We start from the raw sequence: 23,664 nt of genomic DNA, 5'->3' as shown, positions 1-23,664 counted from the left end.
TTAAAATACTTCTTTACATTAAGTTTAAACCCTCGTACTTTAAAATTAACCTGTAAATCAAACAATAATATATAATCTGATGTTATAGGTTAATAACAAAAGGGTTCTTCCTTGTCTACTTTAATACCATCACCGTATAATTCAAATTTTTTGACCAGATCCCGTTTATTTTAAACTAAAAAACAATTACTTAAATTAACATATAGAGTTTCACTCCCCATGTTACAGTTTACATTTTTAGGCACATCTTCAGGTGTTCCTTCGCTGACCCGCAATGTGTCAGGTTTAGCCGTGCGCCACAGTAAAACCAAAGATTGGATTTTGATTGATGCAGGTGAAGGTACACAGCATCAGATTCAACGCGCAAAATTATCCTTGCAACATTTACAAGCCATTTGCATTACCCATGTGCATGGTGATCATTGTTATGGTCTGATGGGTTTGCTTGCGAGCGCAGGCATGAATGGGCGTAAAGAACAGCTGACCATCATTGCACCAAAAAATATTCAGCTTTGGTTTGAAGCCACCCAACAATTGACCGATTTACACCTGCCCTATCCGCTTGAATTTATAGATGTCAGTACGCTTCAGCAAGCCATACAGATCAATGCTTCAATTCAACTTTCAGCCATTGCATTACATCATCGGGTGGACAGTTATGCCTTTGCCATTGAAGTGATTCAACAACAGAAAAAACTCAATGTTGATGCTTTAAATGCATTGTCTATCCCCAAAGGTAAATTGTGGGGCGATTTACAACAAGGTAAAGATGTTGAATATGATGGAAAATTATTGAAGTCTAATCAATACGTTGAGATTCAACAACATCGCGTCAAAGCCATTATTGGTGGTGATAATGATCAACCTGAATTACTCAGCTCAGCTTGTCAGGACGCCGATGTCTTGATTCATGAAAGTACCTACACCCAAGCAACATTGGACAAAGTCGGCAGCGCACCGATGCACAGTTCTGCAAAAATGGTGGCTGAATTTGCTGAACAAGTACAATTACCTAACTTGGTTTTGACACACTTTAGCGCACGTTATCATGATCATGAAGGCTTAAATATGTTGAAGAATGAAGCGCAACAGTTTTATTCAGGGCAATTATTTATGGCTGAAGACTTGGCAAGTTATGAATTTAACGCAGATCATGTTCTTATTAAAATTTAATCACTTTAAATCGTCATCTTTAATCGATGACGATTTACCCCCAAATAAAACTATCATTTTTTATATTTTACGATTTATTTTTATAGATAAAATCTAATAATTTTAATTCATATTTTTATAAAATGACCCACATTAAAATATTTAATGATTTATTTTCATATACTTAAAAAATAAAATCATGCTGAAAATAAAAGTTGGCACGCTCTTCGCAATATATCCATCAAGAAATTAAAAATTAAACTTGAGGATGCTGTCATGGCGAACAAGACAATTTTTGCCTCTCGCACTGCGAAGGCAAAACCACCATTAGGACTGAATGAAGCAGGCGGTCGTGCTTATCCATTAAAATCACGTGCAGCTTTGGCACAGTTGGCGGCAACAGGAACCCTGAACCATACTTTTTATCAGGATGCCCAAGTCCAATTGGATCAAATTCTCACTTTGGCATTGGAAGTTGAACCTGAATTTGTTGCCAAAACAGCGATTTATGCACGTCAACATGCACATATGAAAGATACGCCTGTGGTGTTATTGGCATTGCTTTCAGAACTCGATGCCGATTTATTTAAACAACTTTTCCCGATCATTATTGATAACGGAAAACAATTGCGTAACTTTGTACAGATTATGCGTGCAGGAATAATCGGACGTAAGTCTTTGGGTTCATTGCCAAAACGTATGGTAAATGATTGGATTTTAACAGCAAATGATCAACAACTGATGGCGGCGAATATTGGAAACAGCCCATCTCTTGCAGATGTGTTGAAAATGACCCATCCAAAACCAAAGACTGAGCAACATGATGCCTTCTTTGCCTACGTATTAGGAAAAGATTATGCCATTGAACAATTGCCATCTCAGATTCAGGCATTGGAACAATTTCGTTTAGGTCAGACAACTGAAGTGCCAAAAGTACCAATGCAGTTGTTAACTAATCTAAATTTAACAGCAACACAATGGGCAGAAATTGCCAAAAATGGTTCTTGGCAAATGCTCAGAATGAATCTGAATACTTTTTTGCGTCATGGTGTATTTGAGATTAAAGGCATGACCAAAATCATTGCCGATAAATTGATGGATGAAACGGCGATTGCCAAAAGTCGGGTTTTGCCTTATCAGCTCATGATGGCATGGTCTGCGCTTGCCGATGGAATGCCGCATGAAATTGCCAATGCGCTAAAATTTGCCATGCAGCGTGCCATTGCTCATGTACCAAAGTTATCAGGAAATGTGGTGATTGCGATTGATGTTTCAGGTTCAATGGGAAGCCCTGTAACGGGTTATCGTAAAGGGGCAACTTCACAGTTACGTTGTGTTGATGCGGCGGCTTTATTTGCAAGTGCATTTAAATATGTCAATCCAAACATACGTTTAATGCCCTTTGATACCCAAGTGCGTGAATTGTCTAACCTGACCAAAGTACAGCAATATTTACGTAAAAAGGCATTAGGAGATCAAGAGGAAGAAATTGATATTTTCGCCTTAGCCAAAAAATTTGCCAATATGTGTGGTGGTGGAACAGCTTGTTCTAAACCATTGGAACTGTTGGTAAAAGAAAATGCCGAGGTCGATTTGGTGATTTATTTTTCGGATAATGAGTCATGGCTTGATCAAATACGAGGACTAAAACACTCAACAGGAATGATGATTTATTGGAATAAGTTAAAACAGCAAAATCCAAATGCAAAACTTGTCTGTGTCGATTTACAACCTTATGCGACTGCGCAAATGCCTGAGCAAAAAGATGTGATGAATATCGGTGGATTTTCCGATACGGTATTTAAACTGATTGAAAGTTTTGCCAACAATGAAATGCATGCAGATCATTGGGTTGGCGAAATTGAAAAAATAGAAATTCCACAGTCTCAGCTTCACGCAAGCTGATTCTGTGAAGCAAACTTGACATCGTCATTGTGAGATATTTCATCTAAAAAATGTGATATCCATATTGACAGCGTTAGATAAACGCACAAATGCGCTAGGAACTACATTTTTCCAATGAGATGTTTCTAAAATAATTTGTTGTGCGCGTTGTAACAGATTGCCAAATGCCGATAGAACTACATTCTTTCCAAATGACATGTTTTATCAATACTTTGTTGGCGATCAAAAATAGTAAAAATGCATAAAATGCGTTGAGGACTACATCTTTAATGCGTAGGTCGGTGGTTCGAGTCCATCCTGTATGGCAGACATACGGTAGCTCAGTTGGATAGAGCAACGAAACGTCTTCAATATTTTGTTTATGCAAATGTGGTAAAAGTAAATCAAATGCTTCAAGGACTACATCTTCAATTGACGTAATCGGTGGTTCGAATCCACCCCATTATTTCGGTAATGGTAGCCAAGTGGCAAGGCGCGAACGTCTTTGAAATTTTGTTGATTTATGTGTAAGACAGTTTATGAAAATATACTGAGATCATTGATCCATCAAATGCCGATAGGACTACATAGGGACTTAGAGATCAGCGGTTAGACTCCGCTGCGGTATGTACATACTGTCGCTTAAAGCAAAAGCGCTAAGATAAATGTCTTATCATTCAATTTGTTGATGGATGATTGATCTGTTGTAAAAATAACAGGATATAAAATGCCTTGAGGACTACATTATCCGTTTGTCGGTGGTTCGATTCCACCCTGTTTCACTTTTAAATAAATGAAACAGTAGCTCAGTAGGTAGAGCCACGATTGTCTTCGCAACTTTGTTTATATCCTGTTGTTTATCTTCGCAATTAAAAATAATAATTTTAAAATATCAAATAAAATGATCATAAAAGCTATTTCAAAAATTAAACCTTGTTAAAAAATAAACAATTTGTTAACTTAATATCTGAACTCAAAAACAAAGACAGGTGTCAGTCTTTAAAACGCAAATCATGTCTATACAAGTTATTGTTACAGATAACAATATTGAACTCGCGCTACATCAATTACAGCAAAAACAATATTTCTTACAAGCCACCCGTTGGTATAAAAAGCGCCAAGGCTTTTATGAGCAAGCTGCCATTTTAAAGCGCAAAAAACGTAAAATGAAACGCCTGATCAGTCAGGCACAAAGCCATTTTGCACTATGTACACCGTCTATAACTCATCCTAATTTTTGGTATAAAATTGATTTAAAGCAACAATATCAACGCACAGGCAATACTTTTGCCGTAGGTCGATAAACCTATTCTTTTCTTTTTTTGTTTCATCACAAGAGACAGGTGTCAGTCTGTAAAACACGATTTATGAGCATCAAAGTCCACGTTAAAGATGACGATCTCGATCTTGCTTTAGAGCAACTTCGCATCAAAAGTTATTATTTAACCACGCATCATTGGTATAAAAAATGCCATGTCTATCATGAAAAACCACCAAGTAAAAAGCGCAAAACAACCGATATGAAATTGCTGATCGGGCATCGTCAGGTTTTAGAGGATGATCCATTGGCAAAACGCTTGGATATTCATCTTGAACAGCACTATCTCAAGATCAATCAAAAACCTTAGCGACAATATTGTCCTATAACTTAAATCCATGTCGAATTTGGCATGGATTTTGGCGATTTTTCAAAAAGTATGTTGGGCAGTTTCACACCAAGTTGTAGTAAATCTTATCCAAAATTGAAGCTGAACGTGGAGGTGCTATCGCAGGGCGACATGGATGTCGCCGTTGGACAAGGGCGGATATCTTGCGAAGCTTCGCTTCTCATGTCCAACAAAGGATTTTTGTTACTTTTTATCCTTAAAAAGTAAAGCATCGCCTACGAAAAGAAGGACAAACTTTGTAATATAAATGGGGCTGTGCTTGAATATTTTTCATTCATTTCAGTATCATAATAAGCAGCATACAATTTAGAGCACCGTCTGGATTTTTTATGAATTAATAATTTTAAAATATCTATTTTTATATTTAACTATATATTTTTATATATTAGCAAAGAAAATAAAAGCAAAATGCAAACTCTAAAAATAAAATAAATATTTTAAATTATTAAATATCAATTATTTGAAAATTAAATCTCAAATAAAATCAAAGTTGGCACACTCTTCGCAATATACATTGCATACATCATGGGATGTATAACAACAATTCACCTGCCTGCAACCGCTTGGCAGGCAGGTTTAGAGAAAGGAAAAAGCCATGACAATGTCAGTAATAGAACAAATTGAAAAACAAGCTGCAAATGAGCGTGCTTATAACATCATTCAGGATACCAAAGGCGTTCCAATTAAAATGTGGACTAAAGGTGTCCCTGTCGATGAGAAATCTAAAGATCAATTGTTAAAAACCGCGCAAATGCCGTTTATTTATAAATGGATGGCGGTAATGCCTGATGTGCATGTCGGAATCGGAGCAACCATTGGTAGCGTGATTCCAACCAAGGGCGCAATTATCCCTGCTGCGGTAGGTGTGGATATTGGTTGTGGAATGATGGCAGCGCGTACTTCACTGACCGCATCTGATCTGCCTGATAATTTACATGCTTTGCGTACCGAACTTGAGCGTTTAATTCCACACGGAATGACCAAAACTCGTGGTCATCGTGATCGAGGTTCTTGGAATACGCCACCTGAACGTGTAGATCAAGTTTGGGCGGAATTGGTGACTGATTTTGAATATATTTGTGCCAAACATCCACGTTTAAAAAATACCAATAACCGTACTCAGCTTGGGACTTTGGGAACAGGAAATCACTTTGTTGAAATCTGTTTAGATGAGCATCAACAAGTGTGGATTATGTTGCATTCAGGTTCTCGTGGGGTTGGAAATGCGATAGGAAACCATTTTATCGAGCTTGCGCGTAAAGATATGCAGAAGCATTTCATTAATTTGCCTGATAAAGACCTAGCTTATTTGGTTGAAGGAACTGAGCATTTTGATGATTATTGGTTTGCTGTCGGTTGGGCGCAACGTTTTGCCATGAAAAACCGTGAGTTAATGATGGAAGCTGCGGTTCAGGCTTTGCGTATTATTATTAACAAACCATTTAATGCCAAAGTTGAAGCGGTGAATTGTCATCATAATTATGTGGATAAGGAAGAGCATTTCGGACAGGAAGTTTTAGTGACGCGTAAAGGTGCGGTTCGTGCGCGTTTGGGTGAGTATGGAATTATTCCGGGTTCGATGGGTGCGAAGTCTTTTATTGTCAAAGGTAAGGGAAATCAGGAATCTTTCTGTTCTTGTTCGCATGGTGCAGGTCGTGTGCATAGCCGTACTGCTGCCAATAAGTTGTTTACTGTGCAAGATCAGATTGAGCAAACTCAAGGTGTGGAATGCCGTAAGGATGAAGCCGTGATTGATGAAATTCCGTCTGCGTATAAACCGATTGAAGATGTGATGAAAGCGCAAAGTGATTTGGTGGAAGTGGTTTATACACTGAATCAGGTTGTGTGTGTAAAAGGTTAATTATTATGAATTTTGCATTTGAAATAGAAAAGTTTAATGAGTTCTTGAATGGTTTATGTACTACAGCAAATGCTTTACGTACATCATATACAGGTCCTGAATTTGATTGTTATATTGAACAATTAAATTTTTCCAAAGACAAATCGTTTGAGGATAATTTCAAAGCGTTTTTTTATCAAAAATGCAAAAAATTAAATATAAAACAGCCATCAAATTTTCGACATCATACTGATTGGATTTTTAAAATGGAATCACTTAATGAGACGGATGCGATTCATGGATTTTTTTACAAAAATTTATTTCCCACACTAAACTCCGATCAATTTTCGGAAATTTATCAAAGTATATTCAACAAAATTGAAAAATTGATGGATGAAATTGAATTTGCTAAGCAGGGTTATATCAGTCCTCCTTGGCAATTCAATCCATATTGTCAGCATTGGCAACATCTTTTCATTCAAAGTAACGATATTCAATTGTTAATAACTTTTGAAGCAAATACTTAAAAGTGAACTACAACATGGTTAGAACAACTAAGGTAACAGCCTATGAACTTAAAGCAAATCAAGAAATTAATTTTGATTTGCCAAAACATCCTTATATTGCAATTTTAGCAATCTACAGCCAATCAGTAACACCTGAATGGCAAAGTATATGTTCCGATTGGATTGTAAAATCAGAGCAATGTTATTGGGCTTTAGCTTGGGGTCATGAATGTTCAATTTGGGATGATGCACTAGATTATGCTTATTTAGAATTTTGTAATTACGATCTACCTGAAGATGATGATTACAACCTCATGACCACTTGGCATGAAGACCAAACTTTGAATGAGGTTATAGAGTTTGCTAAAACTTATATAGCATCTCCTTTAGAAGACTCAACTCTAGAAATCATTTTAATTAATATTCAATAATAAGGAAAATCTAATGAATTATGAAACTGAATTAAAAGCCTTAGTTGAGGAAGCGTATTCATTATTTTCCTCTTATTCGATTGGTGAAAAAATCGAAGCGTGCTGTGGACATTGCATGACAATGGAAGATTGTGAATTACTACTTACTTTACCATTAGCACAGCTTGATCAGCGTTTAATTTCGCAATATTTATTTGCAGCAGAATCGACTGATGTATATGCAATCTCACAACAAATGAAATATTTATTGCCTCGAATTTTAGAGTCGTTGATAAATAATGAATATATCCATCATTGTCACGAAGACACGTTAACTAAATGTCATTTTTATTTAGATATTTGGACAGATATTGAATTTATGCAACGTTTCGCACTTTGCTATTTTCAAATGCAATTAATGAAGTTTACAAAAACTACATCAGTCACTCAACACGTTCTCATGTTCCATTTGGCTGGTTTAGATATTCGACCTTTATTAATAATTTGGGAAGAAAATTTGAATGTCCCAACACCCATGTTGAATTTGATTCAAACATTACATTATGATTTTGAAGAATATGGTTATGATTCAGCATTTTCTGATAAAAAAATGATTAAAATCATGAATAAATGGCTCGAAAAGTTACGAAAAAATGAATTGTTAATAAATGCCTTAGTTGAAGTTGTTGGAAGTAATGATATTCCTCAAGAATATCAATATATGTATGACTCGGCATTTGATCAATTACAGATTACAAATTAAAAGGAAAACAATATGAAACTCGCAGAAGCATTACTCTTACGAAGCGATCAACAAAAGAAACTCGCTTCACTGAAACAATGTATCAATGCAAACGTATTGGTACAAGATGGTGATGAACCATCTGAAGATCCAAACGAATTGTTAAAGCAAGTATTTGCTTTAACGCAGGAATCACAAAAATTGGTTTTAGCTATTCATCAAACCAATGCTTTGGCAAAATTAACTGATGGTCGTTCGCTATTGGCTTTATTGACACAGCGTGATGAACTTGTGGAACGTCATAAGATTTTAACGTCTGCAATCAGCAACACCCATCGTGAGCCTGATCGCTACAGCACACGTGAGATTAAATGGCATAAAGTGATTCCTGTATCTTCCTTGCAAAAACAAGCAGATGATATCAGTGCCAAACTCCGTGATTTAAATGTATTGATTCAAGCGACCAACTGGCAAGTAGATGTACTTGAATCTTAGACTACATTTTTAAAAAGTTTTGTTGTGATTCATCATGACAAAAAACGAAATATATTGAGCGAGTACAAGATCCTCTACTTTCACAACATAGGATTGAAAATAATGTGTAGTGGCTCAGAAAAGCGAACGGGTTAGCTTACAACTTTATGTACACTTCAACCCATTACTTTTCATACGTCAACCCAATACATACCAAGTATGGTGACAACTGACTTTGTATCACCAAGTACTGACAATATATTTCACCCTTTTTCTAAAGCAATTGATTGTTTTAGAATAAACCCGAACATACTGGGCGAGTGCAAGATCCGATAACAACTTTACTCCCTCAGCGCAGGATTGAAAAGAAGTTGCGTAGAGGCTGCCAAGCGAATGAGCTAGCTTACCTTTTTACACTTTAGCTCATCACTTAGCACACATTAACACTTTGCTCACAAGGCATTGTTACAACTGACTTAGCACAACCATGTACTGACAGTATGTTCACCCAATCTATCAACTTAGAGGAATGTGTATGATTTTTTAGCAAAATAATTTGAAAATTAACTACTTGGTAAAATATGAACCAATTCTCCTATTTATCCGATAGAACAACTTACAACTCAATTGGAATTAAAATATAATGCAAATTTGCTGAATCAATACCAAAAAGTAAGTATTGCAAAAACACCTAAATATTAAGTATTTTTACACAATATAAATACTTAAACTTAAAAATAATGTATTTAGGAATATTTTAATTCAATCATCTCATTGATGAGTTTGCTAGTTCTGGGGAAATAATATGAAAGTTGCTGAGGCTTTATTAATAAAAAGTGATCATCAAAAAAAACTCACTTCATTAAAACAACGGATTAATATCAATGTTTTAGTCAAAGATGGTGAAGAACCAAGTGAAGATCCAAATGAGTTAATTAAACAAGCATTTTCTATTTCTCAAGACTTACAAGGCATTATCAGTAATATTTATCTGACCTATGCTCGTACCAAACTATCGGATGGACGCTCATTTATTAATGTAATCAATCAACGTGATGATTTAATTGAAAAACAAACTATTTTAATGCAAGCTATTGAAAATAGTGAACAATTTAACCATTGCAATATCAGTGAAGTAAAGTGGAAAAAAATTATTTCTGTTGCTCGTTTACAAAAACAAGCAGATGAAATTAGTATGAAAATTCGTGAATTAAATATGAAAATTCAGGAAGCAAATTGGCAAATTGAAATGTATGATCCACAAAAAAGTCTTGTGACCATTGTGCCACCTTGTATTGAAAAAGTAGGATAATGATTTATTCTGTTCTTTTTTCCACATACTTTATTAAACGATACAGTTAAACATCAGATCATTAAAATTTGATGTTTTAGAATCACCTTTTATACTTTATATATGCTGAACGATTTATTTTGATCGCTCAATAAAATCAGTACTAGATTCATTATTTTTTATCTCTTACTCGAATCATACAGCGATTTAAATCAGCATATTTAATCAAAAAAAAGTTTAGGAAAAAATGAACATAGCGATTAAAAACCAAACGATCCAAATTGATGGTTCTCAAGGTGAAGGCGGCGGACAAATTTTGCGTACTGCCCTTTCGCTTTCTATGCTAACGGGTATTCCATTTGAACTGGTTAATATCCGAGCAGGACGTAAAAAACCGGGCTTAATGCGCCAACACTTAGTTTGCGTACAGGCTTCTCAGCGCATCAGCAATGCCACTGTTGAAGGTGCAGAGCTACATTCACAGCGCTTGTATTTTCAGCCACAACAAGTCCAATCTGGACATTACGATTTTCAAATTGGTTCAGCAGGCAGCACTATTTTGGTTTTACAGACCTTACTTCCTGCCCTAATGATGCAAGATCAAACCAGTCAAATCAGCATCCACGGCGGAACCCATAACCCAATGGCACCTACAGCGGATTTTATTGAGCATTGTTTTTTACCAACAATTCATAAAATGGGTATTACAGTGGATTTTTTCTGTGAACACGCAGGTTTTTTTCCGATTGGTGCAGGTCAGATCAATGCCACTATTCACCCGTGGACAAAACAAACTAAATATACTACTCAGGACAAAGGTAAGCTTTTAGAAACGATTGCATATGCATCAACCTTAAATATTCCTACAAGTATTGCAGATCGTGAACTTGAAGTTTTGAATAACAAATTAGATTTAACGCAACGCAAACGACTCAACTTTCGAGGTATTAGTCAGGGAAATACTGCTTTTGTCGTATTAAATTATGAGCATCATCAACAAGTTTTTTCTGCTTTAGGTGAAATGAAAAAAAGTGCAGAAAAAGTTGCCAATGATTTAGCCAAAGAAGTAAAGGCTTATTTAAATGCCGATGCCATTGCCGATGAATATCTAGCAGATCAGTTGCTCTTGCCTTTAGCTTTAGGCAAAGGTGGAGAATTTACAGCACAAGTGATTAGCGAACACACCAAAACCCAAGCGGCGATGATCCAAAAGTTTTTAGATTGTGAAATCAGTTTTGAAAATATTGGAAATATCTATAAAGTGAGTGTGAAAGTTTGATACTCACTTTGTACTGCGCTAAAACAATAGATGAATTAAAAGCACGATCAATTTAAATCATGATTGATTCATTTTAGAACTAAGCTTTCCACTCAAAACCACTAAAAGCAGCATCTTTTTTTAAAGTGTTTTCGACTGCATTTGCCAACTGTTTGATCATGCTTTGTGTTTCTATTTTTTTAAACCACACTTGCTCTTCATCTGCATGCGCTGAGATTTGACAAGTTAGTAGCCCTGCTTCATTTAAACGACAATGTACACCTAAACCAATCGGGTGATTTTCCACACTGACTGCTACATTTTCTTCGCAATGTGTTGTTTCTGCTTTAAAGCCATATTGAGAAAGCTGTGTTGCTAATAAATCTGTTACATATTCCTGAGTCACAACACATGCATTCTCGTCCTGTGCATTGCTTTGTGCGTGTTTTTGGCAGTTCGCTGTAAATTGTAGTGTTCTCATTGCTTCATCCCAAAGGCTTTATAGTTCTATGCTTTGAGCATAAGCAATAAATACAAAACAGCCAAGCTTTTGCTTGGCTGTTGTCGAACAAATATACAAATTTTAGACTATTGATTTAACATTTAAATTTCGCTTGACCGAACTTAGCCAAGAAAAATTATTCAGTAACTTGAATCTCAAGCCCTGCTTGTGTAGTCAATTGGGTAAAAGTCGGGAAACTGGTTGCTACAGTTTCAGTGCCAACAATTTTAATTTCACCTGAAGTACGCAAACCTGCCATTGAGAAACTCATCGCAATACGATGGTCATGATGCGATTCAATTTCACCACCTGTGAAGATTGCACCCCACTCACCAGATTTACCTTTTCCTTCAATGATAATGCCATCATCGGTTGGTGTGCAGTCAATGCCCATGGTTTGCAAGCCATCTGCCATTACCTGAATACGGTCAGATTCTTTGACACGCAGTTCAGCCGCACCCGTTAAAATGGTTTGCCCTTCTGCACATGCAGCTGCAATAAACAGTGCAGGAAACTCATCAATTGCCAAAGGCACCTGATCTTCAGGCATATGAATGCCTTTTAAAGTACGAGTACCACGAATACGTACATCTGCAATCGGCTCACCGCCTGCAATGCGTTCATTTTCAACGCTAATGTCCGCACCCATTTGTTTTAAAATTTCAAGCACACCAGTACGGGTCGGGTTAATGCCTACCGCTTCAAGGGTCACATCCGAACCTTCGGTAATTGCCGCACCGACCATAAAGAATGCCGCAGAAGAAATATCAGAAGGCACCTGAATTTCAGTACCGACTAACTTTCCACCACCTTGCAAGGAAATACGATTGCCCTCAGTTTTCACTTCATAACCAAAGGCACGAAGCATACGCTCAGTATGGTCACGGGTTGGTTCAGGCTCAGTCACCGATGTTTCGCCTTCTGCCCACAAACCTGCTAAAAGAATGCCTGATTTCACCTGTGCAGATGCCATTGGCAAATCATAATGAATGCCTTTTAACGCTTGCGCACCGGTAATTGAAATCGGTGGCGTACCACGTTCACCTGTAGATTGAATCTGTGCACCCATTTCACGTAAAGGCTTGGCAATACGTTCCATTGGTCGTTTAGACAATGACGCATCACCTGTCATCACAGAGTCAAATTGCTGTGCAGACAACATGCCTGAAAGCAAGCGCATAGATGTACCTGAGTTGCCCATATACAGTGCTGTTTTTGGTGCTTTTAGCCCATTGATTCCGACACCATGAATGGTCACTTCACCATTTTTTGGTCCTTCAATACTGACGCCCATATCTCGGAAGGCTTGCAAGGTTGCAAGTGCATCTTCACCCTCAAGGAAGCCCGTTACATGCGTCGTGCCTTCTGCAATCGCACCAAACATGATGGAGCGATGTGACACAGATTTGTCACCCGGCACGGTAAATTTACCTTTAAATGTCTTCTCACCTGGCAAAATGGTAAATTGTTGTGTCACCTTATTTTTCTCCATCAAAGGTTTATTGGCGAGCATATGATTGAAATGCTGGCGTGCAGCTTGTGCATGTCCCAACAGTCCCATCAAGGCTTGTGAATCTTCATTTTCAATCAGTTGGCGCAATGTTTTCAGTTGTGCTTCAAAACCATCCACTGCGTTCAGAATTGCTTTTTTATTGGCAAAGAAAATATCATGCCACATCTGCGGATCACTTGCCGCAATACGGGAAAAATCACGAAAACCTCCCGCTGCATAGCGGAAAATATCGAGATTATCTTCACGGTTGGCAAGTTGTTCCACAAGATTGAATGCCATCAGATGCGGTAAATGACTGGTATGCGCAAGCACTTCATCATGCTTATCCACATCCATACAAATGACTTCAGCTTTGGCTGCCTGCCAAAGTGTAATCAGCTTTTCGACAGCCCAGTCCGCACTGCTTGGTAATGGCGTCAAAATCACTTTGTGATTGGCAAATAAATCAACCTTACCTGCATGTACACCTGTATGTTCAGCCCCTGCAATCGGATGCCCTGGCACAAAACCAACGGGTAAGCTTTCACCATAAACGGCTTTGGCTGCTTCAACCACATTGCCTTTGGTACTTCCGACATCGGTAATGATGGCATTGTCAGATACATACGGTTTGATCGTTTCAAGAATCTTTTGCGTTGCACGTACAGGCAATGCCAATACAATCAAATCTGCATCTTTGACCGCTTCAATCGGATCGCTAAAACCCTCAGAAATGATGCCAAGCGCTTTTGCATCTTGTAGCGTTTGTTTAGAACGTGTTGAAGCGACAATTTTTTCTGCGAGTTGTTCTGCAACCATCACCCGTGCCAGACTTGAACCAATCAGCCCAAGTCCGATAAATGCAACTTTTTTAAACATAGGTTGAGTCATGACGATATTTTAAAGACCTTCAACCCATTAAATAACAGCTGCTGGGTATGAACCCAAAACACGGACTTCTTTGACCAATGGACGAATATCTTCAATGGCTGCTTTGACATTGTCCTGTTCCACATGACCTTCTAAGTCGATGAAGAATACATATGCCCATTTTTCAGGAAGCGCAGGACGAGTTTCAATACTGGTCAAGCTGATCTGATGTTTTGCAAATGGCGCAAGAATTTCTAACAATGCACCTGCACGGTCATGTGCAGAAATGAGTAATGAGGTTTTATCATTACCACTTTGTGGCACTTTTTCACGCCCAATTACCAAGAAACGTGTGGTATTTTCAGGATTATCTTCAATATTGCCATGTAAAATTTCAAGTTCATAAATACTTGCTGCAACGTCAGAAGCAATCGCAGCCGAATGCCATTCATTACGAATACGACGCGCTGCTTCTGCATTTGAGCTCAGTGCCACACGCTCTACACCCGGATAATGTACATCGAGCCATTTACGGCACTGCGCCAAAGTCTGTTGATGCGCATAAATCTGTTTAATACTGTCTTTACGCGTATTTGAAGAAATGAGGAACTGATGATGAATACGCAATTCAACTTCACCAATGACATTTAAATGCGAAGCTTTGAAACAGTCTAAAGTATGGTTCACCACGCCTTCAGATGAGTTTTCAACAGGCACCAAACCATAATGCGCACTGCCTGCTTCCACTTCACGGAACACTTCGTCAATGGTTGGCAATGGGCGCACCACGGCATCCTGACCAAAATGCTTAAGCACAGCCGAATGAGTATAAGTCCCGACTGGACCTAAAAACGCAATACTTTGCGGTGCTTCAAGTGCCAGACACGCTGACATGATTTCACGGAACAAACGAGCCATGGTGGTATCTGACAATGGACCTTCATTACGTTCCATGACATTACGTAACACCTGTGCTTCACGCTCAGGACGATAAAACAACGGATTCTCTTCTGCGGCAAATTTTGCTTTGGCAACTGCTTCCGCCAGTCTTGCACGACGGTTAATCAGTTGCTGAATTTGCTGATCTACAGAATCAATATCTTCACGGATTTGTGTAAGATCGAGAGAAGTCGTGTTTTGATCATCGTTGATCATTGTTATATCGCCCTTTTGAAAGTCTAGAATTACAGGAGGCTTAAATTTTAAACCGCTGACAGTATAACAATAGTTCAGTTGATTTTGTTGCACAATACCGCTTTTATCTATGTTTTAGATCTAGATTGTTATGCGCAAAATGGTTTGAAATAAAATACACGACATTATTTACAAAGCATCTATAGAATTTTGCACGTCGAGATTTATGATAAATAAGCTAAGCGCAACTCGAGTAATAGAATATGAATAAGAAAATTGCTGTTCTGATTACCCATGATTTCGAAGATACTGAATATCATCATCCCGTCGAAGCTTTTCGCGCTGCAAGTCACTCTGTACGGAATATTGAAAAGGTTGCAGGCAATATTGTCTATAGTCAACAGCGTAGATCTTCTGTCAGTATAGATTTAGGTATTGATGAAATTTCAGTTCAAGACTTTGATGCGCTTATGATCCCCGGTGGGAACTCTCCTTATCTACTTAAGCAAGATCCTCGATTTATTGACTACTTACGTCGCTTTGCCAATGCACAAAAGCCTATTTTTTTATGTTGTTATAGTCCACACTTGTTGATTGATGCACAGCTTGCTATCGGTCGTCGCCTGACTTCGATTGAGGCAATGATTCAGGAACTTAAAGCGGCTGGCGCAGTTATTTTTGATCGAGAAGTGGTGAATGACAATAATCTCTATATTTCTTCACGTTCAACTGAGGAATTGCCTGTTTTTATTCATGAATGTTTAAGTGTGTTAAGGGCTTGAATAAATATATATTTAGTGCCAAATTGAGCGTCTAAAATTCATAGTTCTCAGCTTTGGATAAAATAGTCCAACCACAAACCATATACTTGTACCGATCCATAAAAGTAATGCATAAAATCGTAATTGCTCGGTATTCCAATCAAATGTAAACCACCCTAAAGTGATGAACGAAAGTATTCCTTGCAACTTTTTTGCACTACCCCTAGATAAAATCCATTTATAAAATATTGATAAAGCAATAAAACGAAGAATCCGATATAAGGTATCCACAGTTAAAATTTCTCAATTATTATTTTTAAAGTTACTTTATCGTTAGTTAAAAAGACCTCCGAAGAGGTCTTTTACTTTAATCATCACTTAAATGCTAAATGATCAACGACCAATCATGCCACGCGCCACAATTTCTTTCATGATTTCATTGGTTCCGCCGTAAATACGTTGAATACGTGCATCGACAAAGAAACGAGAAATTGGGTATTCGGTCATATAACCATAACCACCAAACAGTTGCAGTAAACTGTCGATTACTTTCATTTGCATGTCTGAACTGAAGCTCTTTAAGGCTGCTGCTGTTTCTACATCCAGTTTCTTTTCTTTATATAATGCTAAGTTTTGGTTATAGAAAGCCGCTGTAGCAAGCTCATCAATTTTTGCTTGTGCCAAAACAAAACGTGTGTTTTGGAAACTACCAATTTTTTGACCAAATGCCTGACGCTCTTGCACATATTGGGTGGTTACATCAATCGCACCACGAATTGCACCCAAAGCAGTCGCTGCAATTGCCGTACGTTCACGTGGAAGTTCTTGCATTAAATATGCAAAACCTTGACCTGCATTACCCAATAATTGGTTGGCTGGCACTTTGACATTGTCAAAGAAAAGCTCTGAAGTATCTTGTGAATGCAAACCAATTTTGTCGAGGTTAGTCCCTTTCTTAAAACCTTCCAAATGCGTATCAACCAAAAGTAATGACACACCTTTAGCACGTGCCTGCGGATCAGTTTTCGCAGCCAATACCACCAAGTCAGCATGTTGACCATTGGAAATAAAGGTTTTAGAACCATTTAATAGATAATGGTCACCATTTAAAATGGCAGATGAACGCATGCCTTGCAAGTCAGAACCTGCACCCGGCTCAGTCATCCCAATCGCGCCAACGACTTCACCTGCCACCATTTTTGGTAACCAGTATTGTTTTTGTTCTTCATTGGCAATATTTAAAATATAAGGTGCGGCAATTTCTGAATGGCATGAAATCGCAGTCGATAATGCACCATAACCTGCACGTGCAGACTCTTCCACCAACATTAAAGAATACTCTGTCGGTACGCCATAACCACCGTATTCTTCAGGTACGTCTACGCAAAGGAAACCATTTTCGCCAAGTTGTGACCACACTGAACGTGGCATTAAGCCTTCTTTTTCCCACTTTTCATAATGAGGCGCAACATGTTCAGTCATAAAGCGTTTGAAGTTATCTCTGAATAGTTCTAAATCTGCATCGTACGCTAACATTTGGTTCTTCCTTTTGGGCTTATTATTGGGGATTATTCGCTCAGAATATTAACGAGTTCTTTCTGAAATGTCATGATCCTAAATGACCTAAGTACAGGACTCATTAAGTCAATGCGACGCGTATTTTTTAGTCCTTATTTTAATGAATAGCCTCTATTAAGACATTTTTCATCTAAGCATTAAATGCTTTAAAAACCAACATACATCTCAAAAAATAATGAAAACCAATATTCAAAAATAGGTGTAAATTGTTAAGAAAATATTGAAAATATAAAAATTTTTATATAAAAATCAAATAATACTATAAACACTCATACAATAAGTTCAAAATATTAAATATATAAACCAGATATTAAGAAACAAGGCATAAAATATCCAATCATAAAGCGAATAGTAAAACCAATAATATACACCCTGTTTTATATTCTAACTAAAATAAAAAAGGAAGCCGAAGCCTCCTTTATATCTTTTAAAAAAGAAAGTTAAATATTAAATATGCTTTTGAGCACTTTCTTCTAACATTTTACGATCTAATTCTTCAGGATTATTGAGTGCATATTGCAACTTATCTTGATCTAAATGCCCGACCCATTTTGCAACAACAATTGTTGCTAATGAATTCCCTACAAGATTGGTTAAAGCACGTGCTTCAGACATAAAACGGTCAATACCTAAAATTAAAGCAAGACCAGCCACAGGAATATGCCCTACAGCAGATAATGTTGCTGCCATAACAATAAAACCTGAGCCTGTTACCCCAGCTGCACCTTTTGATGAAATTAATAACACCACAAGTAAAGTAATCTGATGAGAAAGATCAAGTTGAGTATTTGTCGCTTGAGCAATAAAAATTGCTGCCATCGTGAGATAAATCGATGTTCCATCCAAGTTAAATGAATACCCTGTTGGAATAACTAAACCAACAACTGACTTCTCACAACCTGCAATCTCAAGTTTTTTCAACATACGAGGTAATACTGATTCAGAAGAAGACGTACCTAGTACAATCAACAACTCTTCACGAATCATACGAATCATTTTTAAGATGCTAAAACCACAAACACGGCTGATTGTACCTAACACAATAAAGATAAATAACAAGCAAGTAAGATAGAAACAGACAATTAGCTGAGCAAGTTGGGCAAGACTACCAATCCCATATTTACCAATCGTAAACGCCATTGCACCAAATGCGCCAATTGGTGCAAGTTTCATGATCATGTTTACAATATTAAAGAAAACATGTGCAATTTGATCAATAAATTTCAATACTGGTTTACCAGTATCACCTAATTTATGAAGCGCAAATCCAAATAAAATTGCGAAAAGTAAAACTTGTAAGATTTCACCTTCAGCAAAAGCGCCAACAACCGTATTTGGAATAATATTCATCAAAAAATCAACTGTTGACTGGGATGCTCCAGACTCAACATATTTTGAAATACCTGATGTATCTAAAGATGCAGGATCAATATTCATGCCTACACCAGGCTTGGCAATATTAATGACCAATAGACCAATTAATAGTGCGATTGTAGAAACAATCTCAAAGTATAATAAAGCAATACCACCTGTTTTACCCACAGATTTCATACTTTCCATACCTGCGATACCACTAACCACAGTACAGAAAATAACAGGTGCAATAATCATCTTAATTAGACGAATAAATGCATCCCCAAGTGGTTTTAACTGCTCACCAATACCCGGAATATGTTTTTCAACACCATTAACTAATTGTGTGGTACTCGGGAAATAATGCCCCACAAGCACACCTGCAATAATGGCAACAATCACTTGAAAATAAAGTGATTTATACAAAGGTTTTTTAGCCATAATGATAACTTCTTTAGATATTTCCTATGACAGAAATATTTTATTTGTAGCATTTCTTAACAGAAACACAGCCAAGTTATTCTCATAAAACAGCAAAAGATCAATTTTTAAAAATAAAAAACCCCTCTGAAAATGGCATTTTCCAGAAAAGTCATATAATTAAAAATTTTATTGATCTTAATTAAGATTTAAAAGTGATAACAGAACAACCTTTAAATCTATGAGAACAGGAGATTAAAAAATTTAAACGATTTTATTCTAATAAAAAATAATCCATCGGACTTGCAAAAAATGTAATTTTTGTTTAATTAATAATCAATTTTGTATTAGACCTTAGTCTTATCCTGATAAGATTTACAGTTTCTGACTTTTTTATGTCATAGTATCTTTACTTATTTTTCTGTTCTTTCACGCTTATTTTATGAATACAAAACGCAATTTATATCAAGACTTTGAGCATCCTTTTGCCCAATATATTCGTATTATTGGTAAAGGAAAAAATGGCGCTCGTTCATTAACTTATGAAGAAGCTTATGCTGCCTTTTCTCTGATTTTAAAAAATGAAGTATTAGATATACAACTTGGCGCTTTTCTCATGTTACTGCGTGTTAAAGAAGAGTCTGTAGATGAGTTAGCAGGATTTGTACAAGCCACCAAAGACCAATTGACTTTTAAACCATTAGAAATTGATTTAGATTGGTCATCTTATGCGGGTAAACGAAAACATTTCCCATGGTTTTTATTGTCTGCTTTAACTTTAGCGCGTCATGGCTATAAAGTTGTCATGCATGGCGCTTCAGGGCATACAGTTAATCGTATTTATACGGAACAAGTTCTCGAATACTTAGGCTATTCCATCTGTCAAAATGAAGATGAAATCGCAACCCAAGTCGCACAACATAATTTTGCCTTTTTACCCTTAAGTGTGATTTCACCATTGCTCAGTGATATGATTAATTTACGTAATGTCATGGGCTTACGTTCTCCAATTCATACTTTAGCGCGCTTAATTAACCCATTTAATGCACCTGCAACCATGCAAGCGATTTTTCATCCAGCCTATCGTAGCTCTCATCAACATGCAGCATTTAAATTGGGATACCAAAATAGTGCGGTGATTAAAGGAGAAGGTGGCGAATTTGAACGTAACCCTGATGCCAAAACTTTAATTTGCGGTATTCAGCAGGGCGAATTATATGAATATGAATTGCCAAAACTGACTGATAATCGTAGCCCAAGTGAAGAACAACTCGACCTTGAAGTTTTTAAAGCGGTTTGGGAAGGTCGACAACACCACGAATATGGCGAAATTGCTGTCATTGAAACCATGGGAATTGCACTTTATACCATGGGTGTTGTATCTGACTATACAACTGCCATGACCCAAGCAAAACAGTTATGGGAAACACGTTGAGCACGATCAACAGCAGATTGAATGAAAAAATATTGCATTTTTTCATTCAATTTTTCAAAATCTAGCTCAACATCTACAAGATCTATCCTGCTTGTTTCATAGAACCCGTTTCTTCAAACTGAGCATGCCAAGACAAGGCTTCACGTAATACATGCGGTGTTTGCCCACCAAGCGCACACGCCTTTTTAAAGTATTTCAATAAATTTGCCTTGTAGCTTGGGTGTGCACAATGCTCAATAATTTTCAATGCACGTTCACGTGGTGCAAGCCCACGTAAATCTGCCAAGCCCTGCTCAGTCACTAAAATATCAATGTCATGCTCAGCATGGTCACAATGACTCACCATCGGTACAACCGAAGAAATCGCTCCACCTTTGGCAATAGACTTGGTCACAAAAATAGCCAGATGTGCATGACGAGTAAAATCACCAGAACCGCCGATGCCATTCATCATTTTCGTACCAGTGACGTGGGTCGAATTCACATTGCCATAAATATCAAACTCAAGTGCAGTATTGATCGCAATAATACCGAGACGGCGAATAATTTCAGGATTGTTTGATAATTCCTGAGGGCGCAACACAATTTTATCTTTATATTGTGCAAAGTTATTCATGACATGTTTGGCACATTCATCTGACAAGGTCATTGAACAGCCTGAAGCAAACTTCATTTTGCCTGAATCAATCAATTGAAATGTACAATCCTGCAAAACTTCCGAATACATTTCCAGATCATGAAAATTTGAATGTTCAAAGCCTGCAAAAACTGCATTAGCAATCGAACCTACACCTGATTGTAAAGGTCCTAAATTTTCAGGCAGACGCCCAATAGCAACTTCATCTTCAAAAAACTGAACCAAATGTTTTGCAATCGCCAAGGTTTCATCATCAGCTTCATCCATTTTGAACGAAGTATCTGGAATATCATTAAATACGATTGCAGAGATTTTGCTCGGATCTACATTGATTCCAACTGTACCAATACGATCACTGGGTTGGGTCAATGGAATAGGATCACGATGTGGACGTGCTTTAGGTACATAAATATCATGCGCACCTTCCAATACAGGGCTGATAGTATGGTCAATTTCAATAATGACATGATCCGCCATTTCGATAAAATTGGCTGAGTTACCGCATGAACCTGTGGGAATAATTTGACCATCTTCGGTGATTGCTGTTGCAGCAACCACAGCCACATTAATTTTTGGCAAATTTTTATGGCGAATATTATCAGCCAATTCTGATAAATGCTGATCGATATACATCACTTCGCCATTGTTAATGGCTTTACGTAATGATGGGTCTGCCTGATAAGGATAACGTCGCGCCAAAGCACCTGCTTCATTTAAACGCCCATCAATACGATTGCCCAAACTCGCTCCTGTTGCCAAGGTAATTTTAAACGGATGGTTTTTTGCATAATCTGCCAATGCCAAAGGCACTGTTTTTGCTTCTCCTGCACCACCAAAACCACTCAAACCCACCACTGCACCATCTTGAATTAACGTAATCGCTTTTTCTACAGACATGACTTTTTCATGTAAAGCTACACAACGAATACGCTCTAAACCGTTTATCATTCAAAAAATCTCAAAATACATCAAAAAATAAAAATTACAGCATGTAAAAACCCATCCCCCTTGCGAACAAGGATGTTGGAAAATCTTGAGCTTTAAATTTTTCAGGAAAATAATTAGATTAATTCAACCGCAATGGCAGTTGCTTCACCACCACCAATACACAAAGCTGCAATCCCTTTCTTGCCACCTGTACGTTTTAAAGCATGAATCAATGTGACAATAATACGTGAACCAGACGAACCTAACGGATGACCCAATGCACAAGCACCACCGTTGATATTGACTTTTTCACGGTCTAAATTGAAACCGTCAATTGCAAGCATCGCTACCATCGCAAAGGCTTCATTGACTTCCCAAAGATCAACCTCTTCAGCAGTCCAACCTGTTTGCTTTAATACTTTTTCAATCGCACCGACAGGAGCAATGGTAAATTCTGAAGGATGTTGCGAGTTGGTTGCATAAGCCACAACTTTTGCCAAAGGCTTTAGACCACGTTCAGCAGCAATATCTTCAGAAGTCACAAGCAATGCAGATGCACCATCAGAAATTGAACTCGCATTTGCCGCGGTAATGGTGCCATCTTTTTTAAATGCAGGACGTAAAGTTGGAATTTTATCAACTTTGGCATTTAAAGGTTGTTCATCTTGATCAACCACAACATCACCTTTGCGTGATGATACGGTGACAGGCACGATTTCAGCTTTGAAATAGCCATTATTTACGGCTTCTACCGCTTTATTTAAAGAACTAATGGCATACGCATCTTGTTGTTCACGGGTATAGCCTTTTTTATCAGCCATTTCCTGAGCAAGAATGCCCATGGATAAGCCTGTTTCAGCATCTTCCAAACCTTCTTGGAACATGTGATCAGTCACTTTGCCATGCCCCATGCGGTAACCTGCACGCGCTTTATCAAGTAAATAGGGTGCATTGGACATCGACTCCATACCACCGGCAACGACGATATTTGCAGAACCTGCTTTGATTGCATCCGCTGCTTGCATCACTGCTTTCATACCTGAACCACAGATTTTATTGATTGTGGTTGCACCTGTTGTATCAGGTAAACCTGCCTGACGCATCGCCTGACGTGCAGGTCCTTGTTTTAAACCTGCAGGTAGTACGCAACCAAAAATCACTTCATCAATATCATTTGGCTGTAAACCTGCACGTGCCACAACCTCTTTAATTGCCACTGCACCTAAATCAGGTGCTGTACATGCGGACAATGCACCTTGAAAACCGCCCATTGCGGTACGTACTGCTTCTACAATCACGATCATTGTTATCTACCTATTCCATCTATTTTC

21 protein-coding genes are annotated in these 23,664 nt (G+C 37.6%); 13 read left to right on the top strand and 8 right to left on the bottom strand.

The features are described from left to right. The first annotated feature begins 219 nt into the window (after positions 1-219). Positions 220-1,173 carry a ribonuclease Z gene (locus HX005_RS08680; RefSeq protein WP_286377050.1) on the top strand — a complete coding sequence of 318 codons (954 nt, stop codon included), beginning with the start codon at positions 220-222 and terminating at the stop codon, positions 1,171-1,173. A 255-nt stretch (positions 1,174-1,428) separates the two neighbouring features. Next, positions 1,429-3,057, top strand: coding sequence for a TROVE domain-containing protein (locus HX005_RS08675; protein ID WP_286377049.1), 1,629 nt, complete (start codon positions 1,429-1,431; stop codon positions 3,055-3,057). Positions 3,058-3,096: 39 nt separating this feature from the next. On the opposite strand, the gene HX005_RS08670 is transcribed toward HX005_RS08675, so the two are convergent. Next, positions 3,097-3,255 carry a hypothetical protein gene (locus tag HX005_RS08670; protein ID WP_286377048.1) on the bottom strand — a complete coding sequence of 53 codons (159 nt, stop codon included), beginning with the start codon at positions 3,253-3,255 and terminating at the stop codon, positions 3,097-3,099. A 794-nt stretch (positions 3,256-4,049) separates the two neighbouring features. Here HX005_RS08670 and HX005_RS08665 point away from each other — a divergent pair. The 9 genes from HX005_RS08665 to rtcA all read left to right on the top strand — a co-directional run bounded on the left by HX005_RS08665 (position 4,050) and on the right by rtcA (position 11,245). Continuing rightward, the gene (locus tag HX005_RS08665) at positions 4,050-4,340 is read left to right on the top strand and encodes a hypothetical protein (RefSeq protein WP_286377047.1); all 291 of its coding nucleotides are present in this window, start codon (positions 4,050-4,052) and stop codon (positions 4,338-4,340) included. Positions 4,341-4,403: 63 nt separating this feature from the next. Next, positions 4,404-4,664 (top strand): hypothetical protein, encoded by a 261-nt coding sequence (locus HX005_RS08660; RefSeq protein WP_286377046.1) that lies wholly within the window; start codon positions 4,404-4,406, stop codon positions 4,662-4,664. A 640-nt stretch (positions 4,665-5,304) separates the two neighbouring features. Further along, complete coding sequence (locus HX005_RS08655; RefSeq protein WP_286377166.1) at positions 5,305-6,564, top strand: RtcB family protein; 1,260 nt, start codon at positions 5,305-5,307, stop codon at positions 6,562-6,564. Positions 6,565-6,569: 5 nt separating this feature from the next. Further along, positions 6,570-7,070 carry a hypothetical protein gene (locus tag HX005_RS08650; RefSeq protein WP_286377045.1) on the top strand — a complete coding sequence of 167 codons (501 nt, stop codon included), beginning with the start codon at positions 6,570-6,572 and terminating at the stop codon, positions 7,068-7,070. 14 nt (positions 7,071-7,084) lie between these two features. Then, entirely contained in the window at positions 7,085-7,480 is a 396-nt protein-coding gene (locus HX005_RS08645; RefSeq protein WP_286377044.1) for a DUF7684 family protein, read from the top strand. A 13-nt stretch (positions 7,481-7,493) separates the two neighbouring features. Beyond that, positions 7,494-8,222 carry a hypothetical protein gene (locus HX005_RS08640; protein WP_286377043.1) on the top strand — a complete coding sequence of 243 codons (729 nt, stop codon included), beginning with the start codon at positions 7,494-7,496 and terminating at the stop codon, positions 8,220-8,222. Positions 8,223-8,234: 12 nt separating this feature from the next. Beyond that, positions 8,235-8,696, top strand: coding sequence for a DIP1984 family protein (locus HX005_RS08635; RefSeq protein WP_286377042.1), 462 nt, complete (start codon positions 8,235-8,237; stop codon positions 8,694-8,696). A gap of 784 nt (positions 8,697-9,480) precedes the next feature. Continuing rightward, complete coding sequence (locus HX005_RS08630; protein ID WP_286377041.1) at positions 9,481-9,987, top strand: DIP1984 family protein; 507 nt, start codon at positions 9,481-9,483, stop codon at positions 9,985-9,987. A 226-nt stretch (positions 9,988-10,213) separates the two neighbouring features. Next, positions 10,214-11,245: an RNA 3'-terminal phosphate cyclase gene (gene rtcA, locus HX005_RS08625; RefSeq protein WP_286377040.1), complete on the top strand. Its 1,032-nt coding sequence runs from the start codon at positions 10,214-10,216 to the stop codon at positions 11,243-11,245. A gap of 79 nt (positions 11,246-11,324) precedes the next feature. Here the strand turns inward: rtcA and HX005_RS08620 are convergent, their stop codons facing one another. The 3 genes from HX005_RS08620 to pheA all read right to left on the bottom strand — a co-directional run bounded on the left by HX005_RS08620 (position 11,325) and on the right by pheA (position 15,243). After that, entirely contained in the window at positions 11,325-11,705 is a 381-nt protein-coding gene (locus tag HX005_RS08620; protein WP_286377039.1) for a hypothetical protein, read from the bottom strand. Between the two features lie 157 nt (positions 11,706-11,862). After that, positions 11,863-14,109, bottom strand: coding sequence for a bifunctional prephenate dehydrogenase/3-phosphoshikimate 1-carboxyvinyltransferase (locus HX005_RS08615; RefSeq protein WP_286377038.1), 2,247 nt, complete (start codon positions 14,107-14,109; stop codon positions 11,863-11,865). A gap of 27 nt (positions 14,110-14,136) precedes the next feature. Beyond that, positions 14,137-15,243 (bottom strand): prephenate dehydratase, encoded by a 1,107-nt coding sequence (gene pheA / locus HX005_RS08610; RefSeq protein ID WP_286377037.1) that lies wholly within the window; start codon positions 15,241-15,243, stop codon positions 14,137-14,139. A 242-nt stretch (positions 15,244-15,485) separates the two neighbouring features. On the opposite strand from pheA, the gene HX005_RS08605 reads away from it, so the two are divergent. Beyond that, complete coding sequence (locus HX005_RS08605; protein ID WP_286377036.1) at positions 15,486-16,004, top strand: DJ-1/PfpI/YhbO family deglycase/protease; 519 nt, start codon at positions 15,486-15,488, stop codon at positions 16,002-16,004. A gap of 372 nt (positions 16,005-16,376) precedes the next feature. Here the strand turns inward: HX005_RS08605 and HX005_RS08600 are convergent, their stop codons facing one another. Continuing rightward, on the bottom strand, positions 16,377-17,519 hold the full coding sequence (locus tag HX005_RS08600; protein ID WP_286377035.1) for an acyl-CoA dehydrogenase family protein: 1,143 nt from the start codon (positions 17,517-17,519) through the stop codon (positions 16,377-16,379). A 489-nt stretch (positions 17,520-18,008) separates the two neighbouring features. After that, entirely contained in the window at positions 18,009-19,355 is a 1,347-nt protein-coding gene (locus HX005_RS08595) for a dicarboxylate/amino acid:cation symporter (RefSeq protein ID WP_286377034.1), read from the bottom strand. Between the two features lie 421 nt (positions 19,356-19,776). Here HX005_RS08595 and HX005_RS08590 point away from each other — a divergent pair, with 421 nt between their 5' ends. Continuing rightward, positions 19,777-20,769, top strand: a complete 993-nt coding sequence (locus tag HX005_RS08590; RefSeq protein WP_286377033.1) for a glycosyl transferase family protein — start codon at positions 19,777-19,779, stop codon at positions 20,767-20,769. Positions 20,770-20,851: 82 nt separating this feature from the next. Here the strand turns inward: HX005_RS08590 and scpC are convergent, their stop codons facing one another. Beyond that, positions 20,852-22,354 carry a succinyl-CoA:acetate CoA-transferase ScpC gene (gene scpC, locus HX005_RS08585; RefSeq protein WP_286377032.1) on the bottom strand — a complete coding sequence of 501 codons (1,503 nt, stop codon included), beginning with the start codon at positions 22,352-22,354 and terminating at the stop codon, positions 20,852-20,854. Between the two features lie 113 nt (positions 22,355-22,467). After that, complete coding sequence (locus HX005_RS08580) at positions 22,468-23,643, bottom strand: thiolase family protein (protein ID WP_286377165.1); 1,176 nt, start codon at positions 23,641-23,643, stop codon at positions 22,468-22,470. Positions 23,644-23,664 lie beyond the last annotated feature (21 nt).

The organism is Acinetobacter sp. R933-2 (assembly GCF_030325485.1).
Taxonomy (GTDB): Bacteria; Pseudomonadota; Gammaproteobacteria; order Pseudomonadales; family Moraxellaceae; genus Acinetobacter; species Acinetobacter sichuanensis.
The sequence above is the reverse complement of the archived record's forward strand: the minus strand, read 5'-3'. Positions and strand labels throughout refer to the sequence as shown.